This window comes from Roseateles sp. NT4, from assembly GCF_051857475.1.
Classification (GTDB): domain Bacteria; phylum Pseudomonadota; class Gammaproteobacteria; order Burkholderiales; family Burkholderiaceae_C; genus Pelomonas.
The window spans coordinates 111,361-127,540 of the sequence record NZ_JBPZGZ010000006.1; the positions used below are offsets into that span (position 1 = coordinate 111,361).

The following is a 16,180-nucleotide window of genomic DNA, read 5'->3' on the forward strand; positions in this document are numbered from 1 at the left end:
CCCATGAAACCCATCGACCTGCCGCAAGACAGCACCGCCGCAGCCGACGAGCTGAATCCTCTCTCCCAACTGCTGCAAGGCCCGGCGCTGCCCATCGCAGCCCCTTCGCTGGCGGCCGCACCGGCCGCCCAAGGCGTCGTCATCGGCACCTTGCTGGCCCTGGCCGACGACGGCCAGACGCCGCTCGTGAGCTTTGCGGGCCAACCGGGTTCGGCCGCCATCCGCGCCCGCAGCGTGGTGGACCTGCACGGCCCCCACATGGGCTGCCAGGTGGTGCTGATGTTCGAACAGGGCGACATGAACCGCCCCATCGTGATGGGCGTGGTGCGCGGCCAGGCCGGCTGGCCCGAGCAGGAAGCGCCGGACACGGTCGACGTCGACGCCGACGGCCAGCGCATGCTCGTCAGCGCCAAGGACAAGCTCGTGCTGCGCTGCGGCAAGGCCAGCATCACCCTGACCCGCTCCGGCCAGGTGCTGATCGACGGCACCTACGTCGCCAGCCGCTCCAGTGGCGTCAACCGCGTCAAGGGCGGTGCGGTGCAACTGAACTGAGAGCGGCCAAACACCATGGATTTCGTCAACGCCACGCGCATGGTCGCGGGCTACAACATGGGCCTGGCGCCCAGTGGCCGTGAATCGCTGGTCATCGTCATCAAGGGCAGCTTCGCCCTGCCCAAGCCGGGCGAGCAGGTGCGCCTGCTCGACGAGCAACTGCCGCTCGTGATGGCCGACACCTTCAGCGGCGAACCCGGCGTGAGCGCACCGCTGCACGAGATCGATTTCGCGCCGCACAAGCCCCGCTGCGACGTGCTGCTCAACGGCAGCGCCTATGCGCCAGCGGGCCACACCGTCACCCGCACCCAGGTCAGCCTCAGCGTGGGCACCATGCGCAAGACCATCGAGGTGGTCGGCCCCCGCGTGTGGCAGGCCGGGCGGGGCGGCGTGCAGGCGTCCAGCCCCCAGCCCTTCGAGCGCCAGCCCGTGTCCTACGACGTGGCCTTCGGCGGCGTCGACCAGGCTTCGCCCGACCCAGCCGAACACGAGGCCTGCCGCATCAATCCGGCCGGCCGGGGCTTTCGCAAACAGCTCAAGCGCGAGTGGGTCGACGGCCTGCCCCTGCCGCTGACCGAAGAGCCCGGCAAGCCCGTGACGGCCCCGGACCAGGCCTACCAACCCATGGCCTTCGGCCCCCTGGGGCGGGGCTGGGCGCAGCGAGCCTGCTTTGGCGGCACCTACGACCAGCAGTGGCTGGACAACGAGTTCCCCTTCCTGCCCCAGGACTTCGACGAGCGCTACTACCAGGCGGCGCCGGCCGACCAGCAGATCGACATCCCCAGCCAGGCCCTCGAGGTGCAACTCGTCAACCTGACGCCCGACGGCCTGCGCCAGTTCACGCTGCCGTATTTCGAGGCGCCGGTGCACGTCTTCCCCAAGCAAGGCCCGCGTGAAGACTTCATCGCCCGGCTGGACACGATTCAATTCGAACCCGACCTCGACCGCTTCACCATGACCTGGCGCGTCAGCCGGCCCCTGCGCAAGAACATGCACGAGATCGCCCAGGTCTTGATCGGCCGCAAGGGCCGCGAGTGGTGGCAGCAGCGTGACACCGCCAGCTTCCCCATCCCGGTTGTGATGGTGCCCATGGAGCGGGACGATGAAGCTGCAGAGCCGGGAGTCTCGGCATGAGTGCTCCCGCCATCGCCATCCAGCGCGCCGGTCTGGTCACCAGCGTCGGCCTGAGTGCCGGGGCGGCCTGCGCGGCCATCCGCGCCAAGGTGCAGAACCCCAGCGATACGGGCTTCATGAACAGCGGCGGCCAATGGATCTCGGGCCATCAAGTGCCTTTGGGGCAGCCCCTGCGCGGCCTGCCCAAGCTCGCCCGCATGGCGGCCATGGCCATCGAGGAAGCGCTCGACGGCATTCCGCTCACCGAGTGGAGGCAGCTGACGTTGCTGTTGTGCGTGGCCGAGCCCGAACGCCCCGGCCGCATGGCGGGGCTGGACGACAAGCTGTTCTCCCTCATCGAGGCCGAACTCGGTGCGCGCTTTGCCGAGAACTCGGCCATCGTGGCGCGGGGCCGCGTCGCGGTCGCGGTCGCGCTGTCGCAGGCGCGCGCCTTTGTCGCGAAAGAGCCCGCCGCACGCGTGCTGGTGGTTGCCGTCGACAGCCTGCTGACCTGGCAGACGCTGCAGCACTACGACCAGCGTGGCCGTCTGCTGTCCGAGACCAATTCCGACGGCTTCATGCCCGGTGAGGCTGCGGGCGCCCTGCTGCTCGGCAAGCCTGCCGGGCAGGCCGGCGAATTGCTCTGCACCGGCGTTGGCTTCGCCCGCGAGCCCGCCCCCATGGACAGCGGCGAGCCGCTGCGGGCCGAAGGCCTGTCGCAGGCCATCAAGGCCGTGCTGGCGGATGCCGGCGCCCAGCTCCACGAGATGGACTTTCGCATCGCCGATGTGTCGGGCGAGCAGTACTACTTCAAGGAGGCCGCGTTGTCGCTGTCGCGCACGATGCGCACGCTGAAGGAGGAGTTCGACCTGTGGCACCCGGCCGAGTGCACCGGTGAGGTCGGCGCCGCGGCCGGCACCACCCTGCTGGCACTGGCCAAGGCGGCCTGCGACAAGCGCTACGCCAAGGGCCCCCACATCCTCGTCCACATGGCCAACGACGCCGGCGAACGGGCAGCGCTGACATTGCGCTATCAAGGAAACGCATGAGCAATCAGGTCTACGCCAACAACATGGAGGTGTCGTGCAAGGCTGCGGCGGGCAAGTCCATCTGCGCCTTCCCTGACGTCTGCTTCACGCCGCCGCAGACACCCGCCACGCCGCCGGGTGTGCCCATCCCCTACCCAAACACGGGCCTGTCGTCGGACACCTCCAGCGGCTCCACCACGGTGAAGATCTCCGGCCAGGAGGTCATGCTCAAGAACAAGAGCTACTTCAAGAAGAGCACCGGCGACGAAGCCGGCTCTGCCCCGCTGAAGGGCATCGTGACGCACAAGAACACCGGCAAGGTGTACTTCAACGCGTGGTCGATGAATGTGATGGTGGAGGGGGAGAACGTGGTCAGGCATTTGGACCTGACGACACACAACCACGGATCGTTTCCGGGCAACAGTCCGGCTTGGCCCTACGTCGACGCGATGGCCATGGCCCCAGGGGGTGCCTGCCACGACGACGTCAACCGTGAAAAGGAAAAGTGCAAAGACTGCGCCCCGCATGCGAAGCCAGGCAAGGATCCGTGCGCCGCGTTCCATCGCGCCACCGTGCCACCGATCAACACCCCGGGCGTTGACGCGAAGCCCGTGGCCGATCGTCTCGCCGACGAGTCGGCGCTTAACGATTGCCTCTCGGCGCGCAAATGTCTGCTTCAGCCCTATTCACGCAAAACAGACGGTAAGGGGGGCAAGGCCCTGGGTTGCTGCAAGCCCCAGACAGGCCACCACCTGATCGAGAAATCTTCCTTCCTTCACGGCAAGGAAATCATTGGCGGCATCCCGTCTCCGACCGCAACGCTGCCTGCCGGCGCCACCAAATTCGAGCCGTACGACGAAAACATGGCCCCCTGCGTGTGTGCCGAAGGTACCAGCCACAACCGAGGCGGCACCCACGAACTACTGCACGTGTTTCAGAAGGCTTCTGCCGAAGCAGCGCCAGCGGGCGAACTCGTTTTGAACGGGGCGAAGGCCAACTATCCGCACGTCACGACTTACGGAGAAGCCAAGAAGACGGCTTCGGACGCCCATGCGCAGGTTTTTCCAACAGCGGGCTGCAGTCGCGAATGCATCGAAAACCAGCTCGATGCATATCACAAGCAGTGTGGAATCACGGACGACACGAAGATCAAGGCAGCAACCGAGGGCATCAACCCAGATTTGAGCCCGGCACAAGCCCAAGCGCAGATCGCGTCACGCAAATCCAGCGTGCTGTTGGACCGCATGACGAAGGCCTTCGATACCGATGCTGCGTTTCTGGCATAACCGGAATCCTCTTTCACCATTGAAACATGACCAGTCTCTGGACCGACCACACCATCGATGCCGGCTGCTTCCTCAATCCGGGGGTTGCCATGCTGTCCATCAGCACCGACTCCCTGAGCCGAGACGAAGTCGTGCATTCCCAAGTCGTTATGTATTCGGTCGCCAACGGCGCCGTACGAGAAATGGCCACCTGTCCATGGCGTGTGGTGTCTTTGACCGTGATGCAGCAGGGGGGCACCAAGCGTTGCTTGGCCTTGGGTGAAGACGGCCAGTTGCTGGAGATCTCCCAAGCCGGCGTGCGTGACCTGTCCTTGACAAGCCATGTTGGCGCTCCAAAGCGACGCGGCCCATTGCGCAAGGTCCGTAGCTTTGCCGGACAGCCCATCGTCGTTGGAATGAACCGACAGGTCTACGCCGTCGAATCCGATGGCCAATGGCGGGATCTTTCGCCTCCCGTCGAGCCCGCGCCTCTCGGCGGATTTGAGGGCGCTGCGGGCCTCAGTCTTGACGATTTCATCTGCGTCGGCTGGAGAGGCGAGATGTGGCGGTATCGACAAGGTGCTTGGACGAAGCTCGACAGCCCCACCAACCTGCTAGTCACCGACATCACCCGAACCGGCGAAGGCAACTACTTCGCTTGCGGACTGAACGGCCTCGTTCTGACCGGCCGTGACGATCATTGGCACTCCCTCGACCAAAGGCCCTTTGACCTCAACCTGTACAGCGTCGCTGAACACAGCGGCAGTGTTTACGTCGCATCCATGTACGGCTTGTACGAGATCCGGGAAGAGCGCCTGCATGACGTGTCCTATGGCCCGATCCAACCTCCTGCGACAGCACATACCGTCCAGTCGGTGGACGCCAGCACGCTTGGGCTGGTGGGCGCAAAGGACCTCTACCTTCGCAAGGATGGAGCGTGGATGCGCTGTGAATAACTCTCCCGGCGGCCCGCACATTGACTGATCCCGCCACTTCAGGAGAGCTCGTCGAAGCGGTAGCGCGCCTTTGACGTATGTCTCATCGACTGTTCGACCGACCAAGCCATGCATTCCCGCGCTCCCATTCCCCTTGTCATCCAACAGCATTGCGAAGACGCCACCATCCTGCGTGGCACTCGCTCGTCCTTGGTTTCTGGTCACGTCAAGCTGCTCCAGCTCGCACGCCTGGATGAGCGGCTCGCCGCGCACCTGGACGGTTTGATCGAGGCGGGCGCCCACGGCGCCTCGCTCGTGATGCGGGCGCAGGAGCGCCCCAGCGTGGGTTCCGTGTTCTGCGCCACCACGTTGGCCATCGAGTCGCGCCATACGCAACTGCTGGGGCAGGTGTTCGCCATCGCGCAAAGCCTGCCCGAGGTGCGCAAGGGCGTGCTGTCGGCTTTCGGTTGGGTCGAGGCCGGCAAGCTCCAAGGGCTGATCCAACCGCTGTTCGATGCGCCCGAGCCTTTCCACCGCGAGGTGGCGCTGGCGGCCTGTGCCATGCATGGCGTCAACCCGGGCGCAGCACTTCAAGCCGCGTTGACCGACAGCGATGCCGGCGTACGCCAGCGTGCGCTGCGCCTGGTGGGCGAGTTGGGCTTGGTGGATCAACTCAATGCCTGCCTGGCTCGCCTCGCGGACGACTCCGCTGCCTGCGCTTTTGCCGCGGCTCGTGCGGCGGTGCTGCTCGGCGATCGGGGCCAGGCCGTGACTGCCCTGACGCAAACGGCGGCGGCTCCGGGCCCATGGCGCGCAGATGCGATGACCTTGCTGCTCCGGGTGTTGCCGAGTGACCCAGCGCGAGAGCTGCTGCGCAACCTGGCCCGGGAAGCCTGCGATCCGCGGCTGCTGATTGACGCCGTGGGCGCGGCAGGCGATGTGCACTATGTGCCGTGGCTGATCCAGCAGATGAGCCAGCCCGCACTCGCGCGCCGCGCCGGCGAATCGTTGGCGATGCTGGCTGGACTGGACCTGGCGCTACTCGACCTGGATCGCAAACCTCCTGAGGCTGATTCCACGCCGGCCGAGGGCGACGAAGCCGCCGCTGCGCTCGAAGAGGACTTGAACCTGCCCTGGCCTGATGCCGAAAGGATCGAGGCCTGGTGGCAGGTCAACGGCAGCCGCTTCCAGCCAAGCGTTCGATATTTTGGGGGGCAGGCTCCCACCCTCGCGAGCGTGACTTCGGAGTTGAGCGACGGCTTTCAGAGACGGCGTGTCGCCGCGGCGCAATACCGCTGTCTGCTGGCGCCGGGCACCCCGCTCTTCAACACGGCGGCACCGGCATGGCGCCAACAGAAGCTGCTGGCTGCGCGGGGCACCTCCACGGTGTGACGGCATGCTGGACCTCAACGCAGCCTCCATATTGCTCGCCGTCGGCATCCTGATGGCCGCGCTGGCAGCGAAAGACTGGGTCAGTCATCGCAAGTTCACTCCCGCCAGCAAAGGTCGCTTGCTGGTGGTGTTGGTGTTTTTGACCGTCTCGATCTTCGTCAGATAGCGGCTGGGCGCCCCGCCCTATCCCAGCACTGGCCGCGTCTGCTCCTGGCGTTGATTCAACCAGGTTGAATTCATGTCCCGGCCTCTTCGCATCGAGTTCCCTGGCGCTCTGTATCACGTGACGTCGCGCCGGGACAGGCGCGAGGACATCTTCGTCGACGACATGGACAGGGCTCGTTTGCTGGCGGTGGTGGCGCAGGGGATGGCAAGGTTTGACGCGCAGGTGCTGGCGTACTGCCTGATGAGCAATCATTACCACTTCGTGCTGCATACCCGACAGGGCAACTTGTCGGCGCTGATGCGCCACGTCAATGGCGTCTACACCCAGGCCTTCAATCGCCGACACGGCAAGGTGGGGCACCTGTTTCAAGGGCGCTTCAAAGCCGTTCTGGTGGATCGCGACGCCTACCTGCTGGAGGTATGCCGCTATGTAGAACTCAACCCAGTGCGCGCAGCCATGGTGGCAGAGGCGGGCCACTGGCCGTGGTCCAGCTACCGGACCCACGTAGGGCTAGCGGATGTGCCTGCCTGGCTGGGCAGCAACGAGTTATGGAGCTATCTGCTGGGCAGAGAAGTCCAATCCGACGCAGACCAAGACCAAGCCCAGCGAGCCTATGCGGAGCTAGTCGTGGCCGGCCGCGGAGTGACGCTTTGGGACACCAGTCTGAACCGGCAAATCTATCTGGGCGACGACCAGTTCGTCGATCGAATGCTGGAAGCCGCGCTACCCAGCGCAAAACGCAGCGCCCCAGTACCCAAAGTGCAGCGCAGCAGCACCCGCACCTTGAGCGACTGGCTTCGTCGCTGCGATAGCCGCGAGGAAGCCCTGTTTCGCGCGTGCAGCCAAAGCGGCCTGAGCATGACCGCTATCGCGGCTGAGTTGGGGCTCACGGTGGGACGGGTCAGCCAGTTGATTGCTCGCGCCGAGAAAAAAGCGGTCAAAGACGGGTGAGGGGTAAAGATTTGAGACCTGACCCCGAATTCGCGCGCGTGGACCTATGGGGAGGCCAAGGCAGGTGCTCTCGCCGCGCACGAGGCTGCTTTTCCTGACGCGGGATGCAGCAGTGGCTGCTTGGAGAAGCAACTCGACGCTTATCACAAAGGCGTTGGGGTCAAGAACGATGACACACCTTTGCGCGCGGATCGCTCGCCGCTCAAAGAGGAGCAGCGCGAAATGGGTAAGCAGATTCTTGAGGACGCCGACATGATCGAGTTCATCAGTTGACGGACCTGCCTCCGAAAAACAATTTGACGCAACATCACCGAGAGAGATTTCATGAGCGACGCGCAATGGTCACATCCCCGCTTTCTGTTCGCCAGCGGTTGTCCAGAAGAGAATCGCGCCTGGTTCATTGCGCAGGACGGCGACACCTTCCGCATGATTCAGCTGAAGGACGAAAAGTGGATTCAGCGCGCACTGCCTTGGGACGCCGTCGCACTCTGCGGAACGCTCTTGCCTGCCTTGCAACTACTCATCTTCGGCGTGGACGGCGAGGTGCTACACATATCGCCCGCAGGCATGGCAAACGAGAAGATCCAAACGCCCCAATCCGATCCATCCAGGGTGGGTATGTTGCGCGGTGCGCGCTACATCGACGGCCTGCCTCACGTCGTCGGCATGGGCCCGCAGGTCTATCGGCGCGAAGTCGATGGCCGCTGGACGTCGTTGGGCCACACCCTTAGGCCTGAGTCCAAGGGCACCAAGCGAGTCAAAGGTTTCCATGCCATTGACGGCTTTTCGCACGATCATCTTTTGGCTGTAGGGCACGCGGCGAAATCTGGCGTTGCTTGGCTGGGCAATGGACGCAGTTGGACACTCCCACCAACGTCACACTCAATGCTGTGCAATGTTTGCCGGATGGCACAGCATGGATCTGTGGACAAGCTGGCACCGTGTTGCGCGTCTCCGGCGATGCAATTGATTTGCCGGCTGAAGGCAGCACCAAGGCCAATCTGTACGGGCTTACCTGGTTCAAAGGATCGCTCTATTTGGCAAGCCAAACTCAGATATTCAAGCTTGACGGTCGTGACCTGGTAGAGATAAACCCACACGTTGGCGATGGCGTCACCAGCGGCGAATTGAAGGTCTTTGGTGACACGCTTTGGAGCGTCGGGGCACACCACATCCTGACCAGCAAAGACGGCGCGACTTGGACTTTGCAAGTGTGTCCGCTGTAGTCTGCGGCTTCGGCCTTGCCATGGTGGACGCGTAGGGTCGGGGTCAGGTCTCAAATCTTTACTCTTGCCGTTGATTCAACTAGCTTGAATTCATGTCCCGGCCTCTTCGCATCGAGTTCTCTGGCGCGCTGTATCACGTGACTTCGCGTGGGGACAGACGCGAGGACAACCTTGAGGCGCTGCGACTGACGCCGCAGAGATACCGCCGCACTAGGCCGCTCCCCGAGCCCGGTAAGCTCCGCCCATGAGGATTGCGTGTATCGGCTGGGGCTCACTCGTCTGGAAACCGGGGGTCTTGCACTGCGCCGGGCCCTGGCAGCCGGGCGGGCCGAGCCTGCCCATCGAGTTTGCGCGGACATCTCAGGACGGACGCCTGACGCTGGTGCTGCTGGACGGCGCACCGCCGGTGCCGACGCGCTTCGTGGAGTTGTCGTACGCGACCGCGGAGCAGGCCCAGGAAGCGCTGGCCGGGCGTGAAGGCAGCGGCGTCGAATCCATCGGGCTGTGGCCAGGGCCGGTGCCCAAGTACGCCGTTGCGGCAGAGGCCATCGCCGAATGGGGCACGGCCCAGGGTTTTGATGCGGTGGTGTGGACGGCACTCCGGCCCAAGTTCCGCGGCGTCTTCGGCCTCGTTCCAGACAACGCCGAGGCGTGATCGACTACCTGCGCGAGCTGGACGAGGAAACGTCGGCCCGCGCCCGCGAGTACGTCTGCAATGCCCCGGCGGAGTTGCGCACGCCCTACCGAGCGGCCATCGAAGCGGCGCTCGGGTGGCGGCCTGCCGTCGAAGACTGAAGCGGGCTGCCGCTGCCCCGCACGCAAAGCGCGCCGCACATGAAAAAACCCGCTGAGCTTGCGACTCAGCGGGTTTTCTGTATTTGGTTGCGGGGGGGGTTATGAGCCCGTATAAAAACTATGTACATGTACAGAGTTTTTGTCGCGGCAATCGGTGTAGGTCGTTGTTCCACAAAGATTTCTGACTGATGCGATCCTGCAGATGGCTAGCGAGTTCAACGCCATTTCAGACCTCTTTTGCGCAAGCTCTTCCACCAGCACGATCAGCCGAAAAAGAAAAAACATGACCATTGGGTGCTTCGTGTCACGGCCCATACGCGTCCTTGCGGATGAAGTAATGGTACGTCATTGACGACCCCTCCAGGTACGTCAGACGATGTATGCGAGCACATGCTCTGACATTTCGCCCTCGTCTTTGCAAGCCTTACACGGCTACCGAATAGGCTCTGGTTTGCGTAGCCGACTGACAGCAAGCAGTTTGCGCTCTTCTATTTAAACGGCCGGGAAGCACACAAAATATTGATGCCAATGACATATATGTCGGCGTCGAAATACCCGCATCTCTGCAGAGCAATTGGCGCCTCACTCAAACGCGACGGGCATCCAAAGTGATAGAACGGCACCACTTTAAGGAGCAAACGGCGGCCGCGGCCCAGATATGGTCAATCCATCACTTAGATGGAGATTTCCATGTCCGAACTTCTACAAAGTGCCGATGACCCATTTGGCAGGCTATCGATAGTCAGACCGGAGTTCGCCACCGGCGCTTCCAACGACTCCGACTATCTACGCGCACCACTCCCTGCAGCCATCGACGACTTGGTCACCGGTCTGCAGGACGTGCACGCTGCGGCAACCAAGGAAAGTGGCGCGCCGACCATGACGGACGCCGACTTGGTCAAGTGGGTGTTCGAACTCCTCGCGGGCCCACCGGACCTGCCGAACCGGCGGGCCGCCTTCCAAGGCTTTTGCGTCGGCATGGCCGCACTCGCTCACAGCCTGGTGGCCTGCCGGGGTCTTTCCGAGGCCTTGGCCAGGCAGCGCGCGTCACAGATATTGGGCGGCAGTGTTGACCTGCAGTCTCAACGGCCCCTGGCGGGACGCCGCGAGCAGTTCCTGATCTACGACTTCTTCCTCCGGCTGTTCTCGGCTCCTTCCGCCGGCGCGCCGTTGTTGGGGGCCATCGTCGTGGCCTCGTTGCTCCAATCCTGGCTGGTCGGGACGAAGCCGAATCGCAAACTCGTCAAGCGAGCCAGCGAGCAGTTGGCCCATGAAACCAGCTCATCGGCCGCGACCGCAACGCGGGGCAGATGGTCGCGCCCGGCCCAACAAGGCGCCCTCGTTGCTGCGTACGGCCAGTTGCTCGACGCATGCAAGACGCACTATCAATCCAGTTGTCGCATCGGCTTGAGTCAACTGAGCGCGCTGCCGCGCGAGGCGCCGCCGGTCGACCCCGTGCTCGACTTCAACCGCAGGCTCAGCAAGCGATGGTCCGCCAGCTCTGACTACCTGTCCCCGCGCGCGCGCCAGGGCACCCTGGGGCACGGCACCCTGTCCGAGGACCTGGTCCAGGCGAGCGGCCGGATGATGCGTACCGGCGCAGCGGCCGGCGATCTGACGCAGGTCGTTATGGCAATCGAAGCCGTACTGAACGTTACGCCGGACCTCGTGGCGGAGATCCCGGTCATGGCGCCGACGGAGGTCGACACCCGAGCGCTGCTGAGCCTGTCTTTGGAGAAGAAGGCCTTCCGAGTCGACGTGTCATGGTTGATCAGTTCGGGCGCGAAACCTTCTGTCGGCACCGAGCACCTGTACGAGCCGACGACATTCTTCTACTGGATTCCAGTGCCGCCGTGGATGGAGGCTGCCCTTGAGCGGCAGAAGGCAGCCCTCGGCGCCACGGCGGTGACCTGCGTCGGTCAATTGCTGGGCAATGCAACGCACCACCCCAAAGCCGACATCCTCGGCTCCAACTCGGCCTATCGCCCGACTGTGCACCGGCTGCGCCAGAGCCTTCCCGCATTGGCCTTGAAAAGCGGAACACCGCGGATGCACGCTGCCCTGTCGCTATGCCAGACAGGGCTTGTATCGCCGGGGCGCATGTTCTATGGAGCCGCGACCGGGGCGCAGATCGTGACAGCCTGCGAGCGCAACTACCGTCATCTCGATTGGCTCTGCGGCGACGAGCGACTGCCGGTGCAGGAGCAACTTGTGGGCGCGCGCGTGGTCGCCACGCCCTCGGCGATCCGTAACGTCTTCAGGTCGTTGGCCGAGTCCGTGGAGTGGGCCGACGCAGCTCACCGTTCAGCGCCCACACTCCCCACCTGGGTGTCGCGACACCGGGCCATCGTGGCATTTGTAGCCGTCACCGCAGAGTTCTGCCTTTGTCTTCGCGACGCCGACTGCTACGTCTTCGATGGCCTAGAGCTGACCTCCCGGCACCGCGCGCCGCACATCAACGACAAGAAGGTTCACCCCTTGGGTGGTGGCCCGGCGGCGGGCAAACCTGACCTGCTGATGCAGGTGGTCCAGGCCTGGTGCGCCTACCTGGGTTCGGCGCAACGCGATGAATTGCTGATCGGCGATGTCGCTGGCGAGCGCATCGCCGTGCACGCCGCACAAGCCTTGGAGCTGCGTGCGCATGCACTGCTCTTCAATGTGGACATCCACGGCGATCGCCACGACGTGGGTGACGACGCCTGGCTTCGATTGCTGCCGACAAGCCTGCGATTGGTTGAAAACTTTGGACGGCACTTCTGGCCGAAGGCCTGCCACGACCGCAGCCTCGGTCAACGCCACCTGGACTATCTGCTGCGACATCGCCTGCATGCGTGGGAGCACCTCTCCAATGTGGACCCCGTCCCCAGTAGCCGCGTGCGCTCAGAGCTCGTTCGTGTCTTGAACGCCGTCATCGGCGAACTGCAACTGGACGTCCCGGCCATTCTGCGGATGGATGGGAGGTCCGCATGAGCCGTAGGGACGACCTCATTCCAGAGCCTCGCCCGCTGCCGTCAGGGCATGTCTTTGGTGTCGATGCATCAGGCAAGTTCGTGTTTCAGCCGACGGCTGCGACATCGCATCGGGCGGAGGAGTTCGAGCAGATCGTGCAGCGTCTCGGGGACTTGCGCGAGATTCCGATCGGCGCGGCGCTTATCTTGCTGCTGCCCATGCGCAACGCCGTCCTCACGCCGGCCAGCCTCAACGCTGCAGCAGCGGCCATGCACACGGTGAATCGCGTCGGCGACCATCTGGCGCTTGAGTGGAGCCTGGCGCACGGCTGGCGCGACCGCAGATTCCTGGATCCGTTGAGCTCGGATTTGCTCGCCCGCCTGGACAGGCCGTACGTCATCACCGGCAAGGACCGCCGGCTGGCGCGTGAGCATCTCCAGCGCGCCATGCAGGAGGCGGACTCTCAGAAGGTCTGGCATCGGTTCTGCGCCTGCGCATCGGCCTGGTGGTCGGACTCGCTGTCCACGCTGCTGTGGAGTCACTGCGCCGGCGTGAGCATCCTTCAGCCCTGGAGCCGGAGCACCTGGGCACGATGCGTCACCGGGCTACCGTTGTATCGGCGGGATCCATCCGCCCACGTCGAGATCACGCCCGCCCAAACGGCCTTCTTCCAGACGAACAGGCAGTCGAGCGACGCGGACGTCGTCGTCAGATCGGTCTACATCGTTCGCGACGTCTGGCTCCGGCACAAGTCCAAGCAGCACTTCAAAGACGCCGTGCTGAAGGACCTGCATGAGTTGCTGCTGGAGGCGCGGGAAGCCGGCCGCGTGCAGGTCCTCATCGTGGGCTTTGTCATCGACCTGGTTATCAACGGTGGGGTGCGGGGCGAGCTGGCGCTGTCCTCCTTGTTGGGCTATCTGTCGCAAACCCTGGTTCGCTTGTTCAAGGCGCTGGTGGCAGTCGACCTCCGGGCCCTGGACGGCGCCGAATGCCATGCGATCTATCGGTCGGTCCTTGAAGATGAGACCCTCGGCGAAAGGCAACAGAACAAGGTCGCGGCGACCCTGGCCGCCTTCCACGACTATTTGGCCTGGCTGGGCGTCCCGCCATTGCCAACAAAGCTCCGGAGCGACGGCGCCACTCGGCCGCCTCGAGCCGAAGCGGTGTTTCAAGAGGACGTCGCGCGCGCAGTGCAATGGCTGGACGCCGCAGCTTCAGCGGGCGACCGCCTCGCCAGCCAGTCCATCCTCGCGCTGCTGCTCCTTGATGAGTTCATGGCCCGCATCGAGGAGGTGCTCGGCATCCGGCTGGGCGACTTCGAGTCCACGGAACGGGGCCTCACCCTGTACCTGTACCCGCGCATTCGAGACGGGCGCATGAAGGCCGATGCGGTTCGGCGTGCAGTTGACTTGAAGTCGCCGGATTTGATCAAGCGTCTTCATGTGTGGATTGCCCGACGCAAGCTGGAGGGGGGCGAGCCAGAGGACTTTCTGTTTGGCGCACCTCGTGCGCGTCGCGAACGCTACGAGCACGGCGCCACCTATGCACTCGTCGAGGAATCACTGAAGGTCGGCAGCGGCTCATCGGATGCGACAAGCCATGGCTTGCGCCACCGACGGGGTTCGGAGGAAGGTCAACTGGCTTGCCTGCCGAGCTCGACGTATGTTGACTTCAACCCCATTGACCAGATATCCGCCGGCGCAGGACAAGGGCTGACGCAATCGCTGCGCGAGACCTATCTCAACCTGTACGAATTGCCGCTGTACCAGCTGGCATTGCAGGCTTGGGGGGCAGGCGCGGATGCCGCGGCAGCGACTCTGCCGCAGTGGGTGCCTTCGGTTGAGGCCGGCATCGCGCTAGATCGCGAAGGCAACTGGGCGCTGCGGCCGTACCAACCAGCACCCGTACGCCCTCTGCGCTTCACGGACGTCTGGAGCGTCCTCATCGATCTCTCCCAGCGATTCTCGGTAGCGGCGATTGCCACCCGCACGGGCGTCTCGACGAGAAACGTCCAGTCGATTGCGCAGGTCGCCGCTTGCGCCTTGAACACCATCAGACCGGATGCGGAGCGCGGCTTCGTTGGTGGCGGCGATCTGACTTCACACATCCTGACGTTGATCGATCTGAAGCCCTTGATCACCGCATCAGGACAGCCGAAGTACCACCCTGTTCGGCAATGGATGGAAGGCGCGCTGCTATCCGCAAAGTCGCGCGACCTGCTGACAGCCGCCGTTGCCCAATGGAAAAGTCTGGTCAGAGGCTTCTGCATCGATTTGGATGAAATCCATCATGCATTGGCTTTGACCACCATGTTGCGCGCAGCGGGCATTCCGCGAAACAGGATCCTGATCACTCATCGCTGCCCCGCGTCAGCTGTGCGGCCGGAGGTGCGCAGTCTGGGGTGGCATCTGCGGTTCGAAGAGGATGTCAGGCGCGGGCTGCCGCGGATCCGCCTGCACGTGTGCAGCGTTGACGCAGACAGCCCGGGCGCCATTGACGCGGCGATCTCGGTCAAGGGGCTCTTTGGGCTACTGGCGGCGGCCGAAGCTTGGCTCGCGGTGGTTTCGGCGGCGGAGGTGCAGCAATGAGGCACTTCGTTCGCGTGATCACGGTCGATCTTGAACAACTATGCGGTTCGCCAGAGGACCTCGCTTCTGACGAAGCTGCATTGAGACCAGACGGCGAGCATCCAGACCTCTTGGCGAAGCGCTGTGCCGCCGTCTTGAACTACGTGATGACGGTTCGCCTGCCCGTGACGCTGAAGGGCCTGAAGGTTTGGGTCGAGCCCCGCGTGAGGGCACAGGTCGACCGCATCTTTCTGGACCTGCTGTTGTTCTACTCCGGGCAGTTGCCACTGCAGTTCAGGGCCAGCAAGAACAAGAGTCCAAATGCCTGCATTCAAGAGGAAATGAATCGCCTTGCTGGAAGCATCGAGGCCGCGCTGGAGCGGTCTAACGGCATCTGGAACCTCGTGGCGGAGATCGTCAACGAGGAAAGCGACGCAGCCGGCGAGGTCGAACACGTACGCGTGCAATCCGGCTACAAAGCGCCGGCACGGCCGCGCGGCGCGCGCATCCCAGAGATCGTGCAGTTTCTGGGGATAGGGAACAAGGTGCTCCCGCTTTTCACGCCGGATTTGCGACCCGAACTGCTGGAATCGACAGAGCTCGTAGTGCAAGCCAGCCCGTCGCTGAATAGCTCTCGCCTGAAGCTTTGCGTCGAGGGCGTGAGCCCGTCTGAAGACGCTGATTCAGCCTCGACCCGCGTTCGTCCCTCCGCTCGATTGGCCGCACGCTGGCCAGGGCAAGACCAGCGACCGTGGCTTCTGTTGGCTTGGCTATCCAAGTTCATGGAAACGCCGATGTCACTACGCGGGCACGCTGTTATCAGCGTCGAGACGCTCGAAGCCAAGGCGTTGGAGGTTCAAGAAGTGGAGAACGCGCTGGAGATACTGCTGAAGCTCCTGCAGTTCCTCAAGCCGGTGATCAATACGACCACTGACCGGGACGCAGCCACTCGGATTGCGGCGTTGCTTCGCCCGGTCGACGCCTTTGAGTGAAGAGACGCACTCAGGGCACGACGACGAAACCGGCTCTAACAACCTGCGCCTGATTGGTCGATATGTCATCGCACGTCGCAGCGCATGCCTAGAGGTCACGCGTCAGCGCAGCAGCAAGGAGTCCAAACTTGTATACGTCGCCGGAAAACATCCGTGTCCCGACCTGCGCGCTTGAAGCCCGCGGCGGACAGCGCGCCGTGACCGCTAGCCCCCGCCTTGGGAAGGCTGGCCGCTTATGACCGCCTTGGC

15 protein-coding genes are annotated in these 16,180 nt (G+C 63.8%); all 15 read left to right on the forward strand.

Annotated elements, in window-relative coordinates; translation table 11 throughout:
* The first annotated feature begins 3 nt into the window (after positions 1-3).
* The 15 genes from ACS5PN_RS27800 to ACS5PN_RS27870 all read left to right on the forward strand — a co-directional run bounded on the left by ACS5PN_RS27800 (position 4) and on the right by ACS5PN_RS27870 (position 15,931).
* Positions 4-552 (forward strand): DUF6484 domain-containing protein, encoded by a 549-nt coding sequence (locus ACS5PN_RS27800; RefSeq protein ID WP_439467288.1) that lies wholly within the window; start codon positions 4-6, stop codon positions 550-552.
* A 15-nt stretch (positions 553-567) separates the two neighbouring features.
* Positions 568-1,686 carry a DUF2169 family type VI secretion system accessory protein gene (locus ACS5PN_RS27805; RefSeq protein WP_439467289.1) on the forward strand — a complete coding sequence of 373 codons (1,119 nt, stop codon included), beginning with the start codon at positions 568-570 and terminating at the stop codon, positions 1,684-1,686.
* The gene (locus ACS5PN_RS27810) at positions 1,683-2,714 is read left to right on the forward strand and encodes a hypothetical protein (RefSeq protein ID WP_439467290.1); all 1,032 of its coding nucleotides are present in this window, start codon (positions 1,683-1,685) and stop codon (positions 2,712-2,714) included. The genes ACS5PN_RS27805 and ACS5PN_RS27810 overlap by 4 nt, the downstream gene beginning before the upstream one ends.
* The gene (locus tag ACS5PN_RS27815; protein WP_439467291.1) at positions 2,711-3,979 is read left to right on the forward strand and encodes a PAAR-like domain-containing protein; all 1,269 of its coding nucleotides are present in this window, start codon (positions 2,711-2,713) and stop codon (positions 3,977-3,979) included. The genes ACS5PN_RS27810 and ACS5PN_RS27815 overlap by 4 nt, the downstream gene beginning before the upstream one ends.
* A gap of 26 nt (positions 3,980-4,005) precedes the next feature.
* Entirely contained in the window at positions 4,006-4,914 is a 909-nt protein-coding gene (locus tag ACS5PN_RS27820; protein WP_439467292.1) for a hypothetical protein, read from the forward strand.
* A gap of 108 nt (positions 4,915-5,022) precedes the next feature.
* Positions 5,023-6,285, forward strand: a complete 1,263-nt coding sequence (locus tag ACS5PN_RS27825) for a TIGR02270 family protein (RefSeq protein WP_439467293.1) — start codon at positions 5,023-5,025, stop codon at positions 6,283-6,285.
* Positions 6,286-6,289: 4 nt separating this feature from the next.
* Positions 6,290-6,451: a hypothetical protein gene (locus ACS5PN_RS27830; RefSeq protein ID WP_439467294.1), complete on the forward strand. Its 162-nt coding sequence runs from the start codon at positions 6,290-6,292 to the stop codon at positions 6,449-6,451.
* Positions 6,452-6,523: 72 nt separating this feature from the next.
* On the forward strand, positions 6,524-7,402 hold the full coding sequence (locus ACS5PN_RS27835) for an REP-associated tyrosine transposase (RefSeq protein WP_439467295.1): 879 nt from the start codon (positions 6,524-6,526) through the stop codon (positions 7,400-7,402).
* 120 nt (positions 7,403-7,522) lie between these two features.
* Positions 7,523-7,675: a hypothetical protein gene (locus tag ACS5PN_RS27840; RefSeq protein WP_439467296.1), complete on the forward strand. Its 153-nt coding sequence runs from the start codon at positions 7,523-7,525 to the stop codon at positions 7,673-7,675.
* Positions 7,676-7,726: 51 nt separating this feature from the next.
* Entirely contained in the window at positions 7,727-8,488 is a 762-nt protein-coding gene (locus tag ACS5PN_RS27845; RefSeq protein ID WP_439467297.1) for a hypothetical protein, read from the forward strand.
* A 384-nt stretch (positions 8,489-8,872) separates the two neighbouring features.
* Positions 8,873-9,283, forward strand: a complete 411-nt coding sequence (locus tag ACS5PN_RS27850) for a hypothetical protein (protein WP_439467298.1) — start codon at positions 8,873-8,875, stop codon at positions 9,281-9,283.
* Positions 9,280-9,423: a hypothetical protein gene (locus ACS5PN_RS27855; RefSeq protein WP_439467299.1), complete on the forward strand. Its 144-nt coding sequence runs from the start codon at positions 9,280-9,282 to the stop codon at positions 9,421-9,423. The genes ACS5PN_RS27850 and ACS5PN_RS27855 overlap by 4 nt, the downstream gene beginning before the upstream one ends.
* Before the next feature lie 690 nt (positions 9,424-10,113).
* Complete coding sequence (locus tag ACS5PN_RS27860) at positions 10,114-12,393, forward strand: hypothetical protein (RefSeq protein ID WP_439467300.1); 2,280 nt, start codon at positions 10,114-10,116, stop codon at positions 12,391-12,393.
* Positions 12,390-14,960, forward strand: a complete 2,571-nt coding sequence (locus ACS5PN_RS27865; protein WP_439467301.1) for a hypothetical protein — start codon at positions 12,390-12,392, stop codon at positions 14,958-14,960. The genes ACS5PN_RS27860 and ACS5PN_RS27865 overlap by 4 nt, the downstream gene beginning before the upstream one ends.
* Positions 14,957-15,931, forward strand: coding sequence for a hypothetical protein (locus ACS5PN_RS27870; protein WP_439467302.1), 975 nt, complete (start codon positions 14,957-14,959; stop codon positions 15,929-15,931). Before ACS5PN_RS27865 ends, ACS5PN_RS27870 begins: the two co-directional genes overlap by 4 nt.
* The last annotated feature ends 249 nt before the right edge of the window (positions 15,932-16,180 follow it).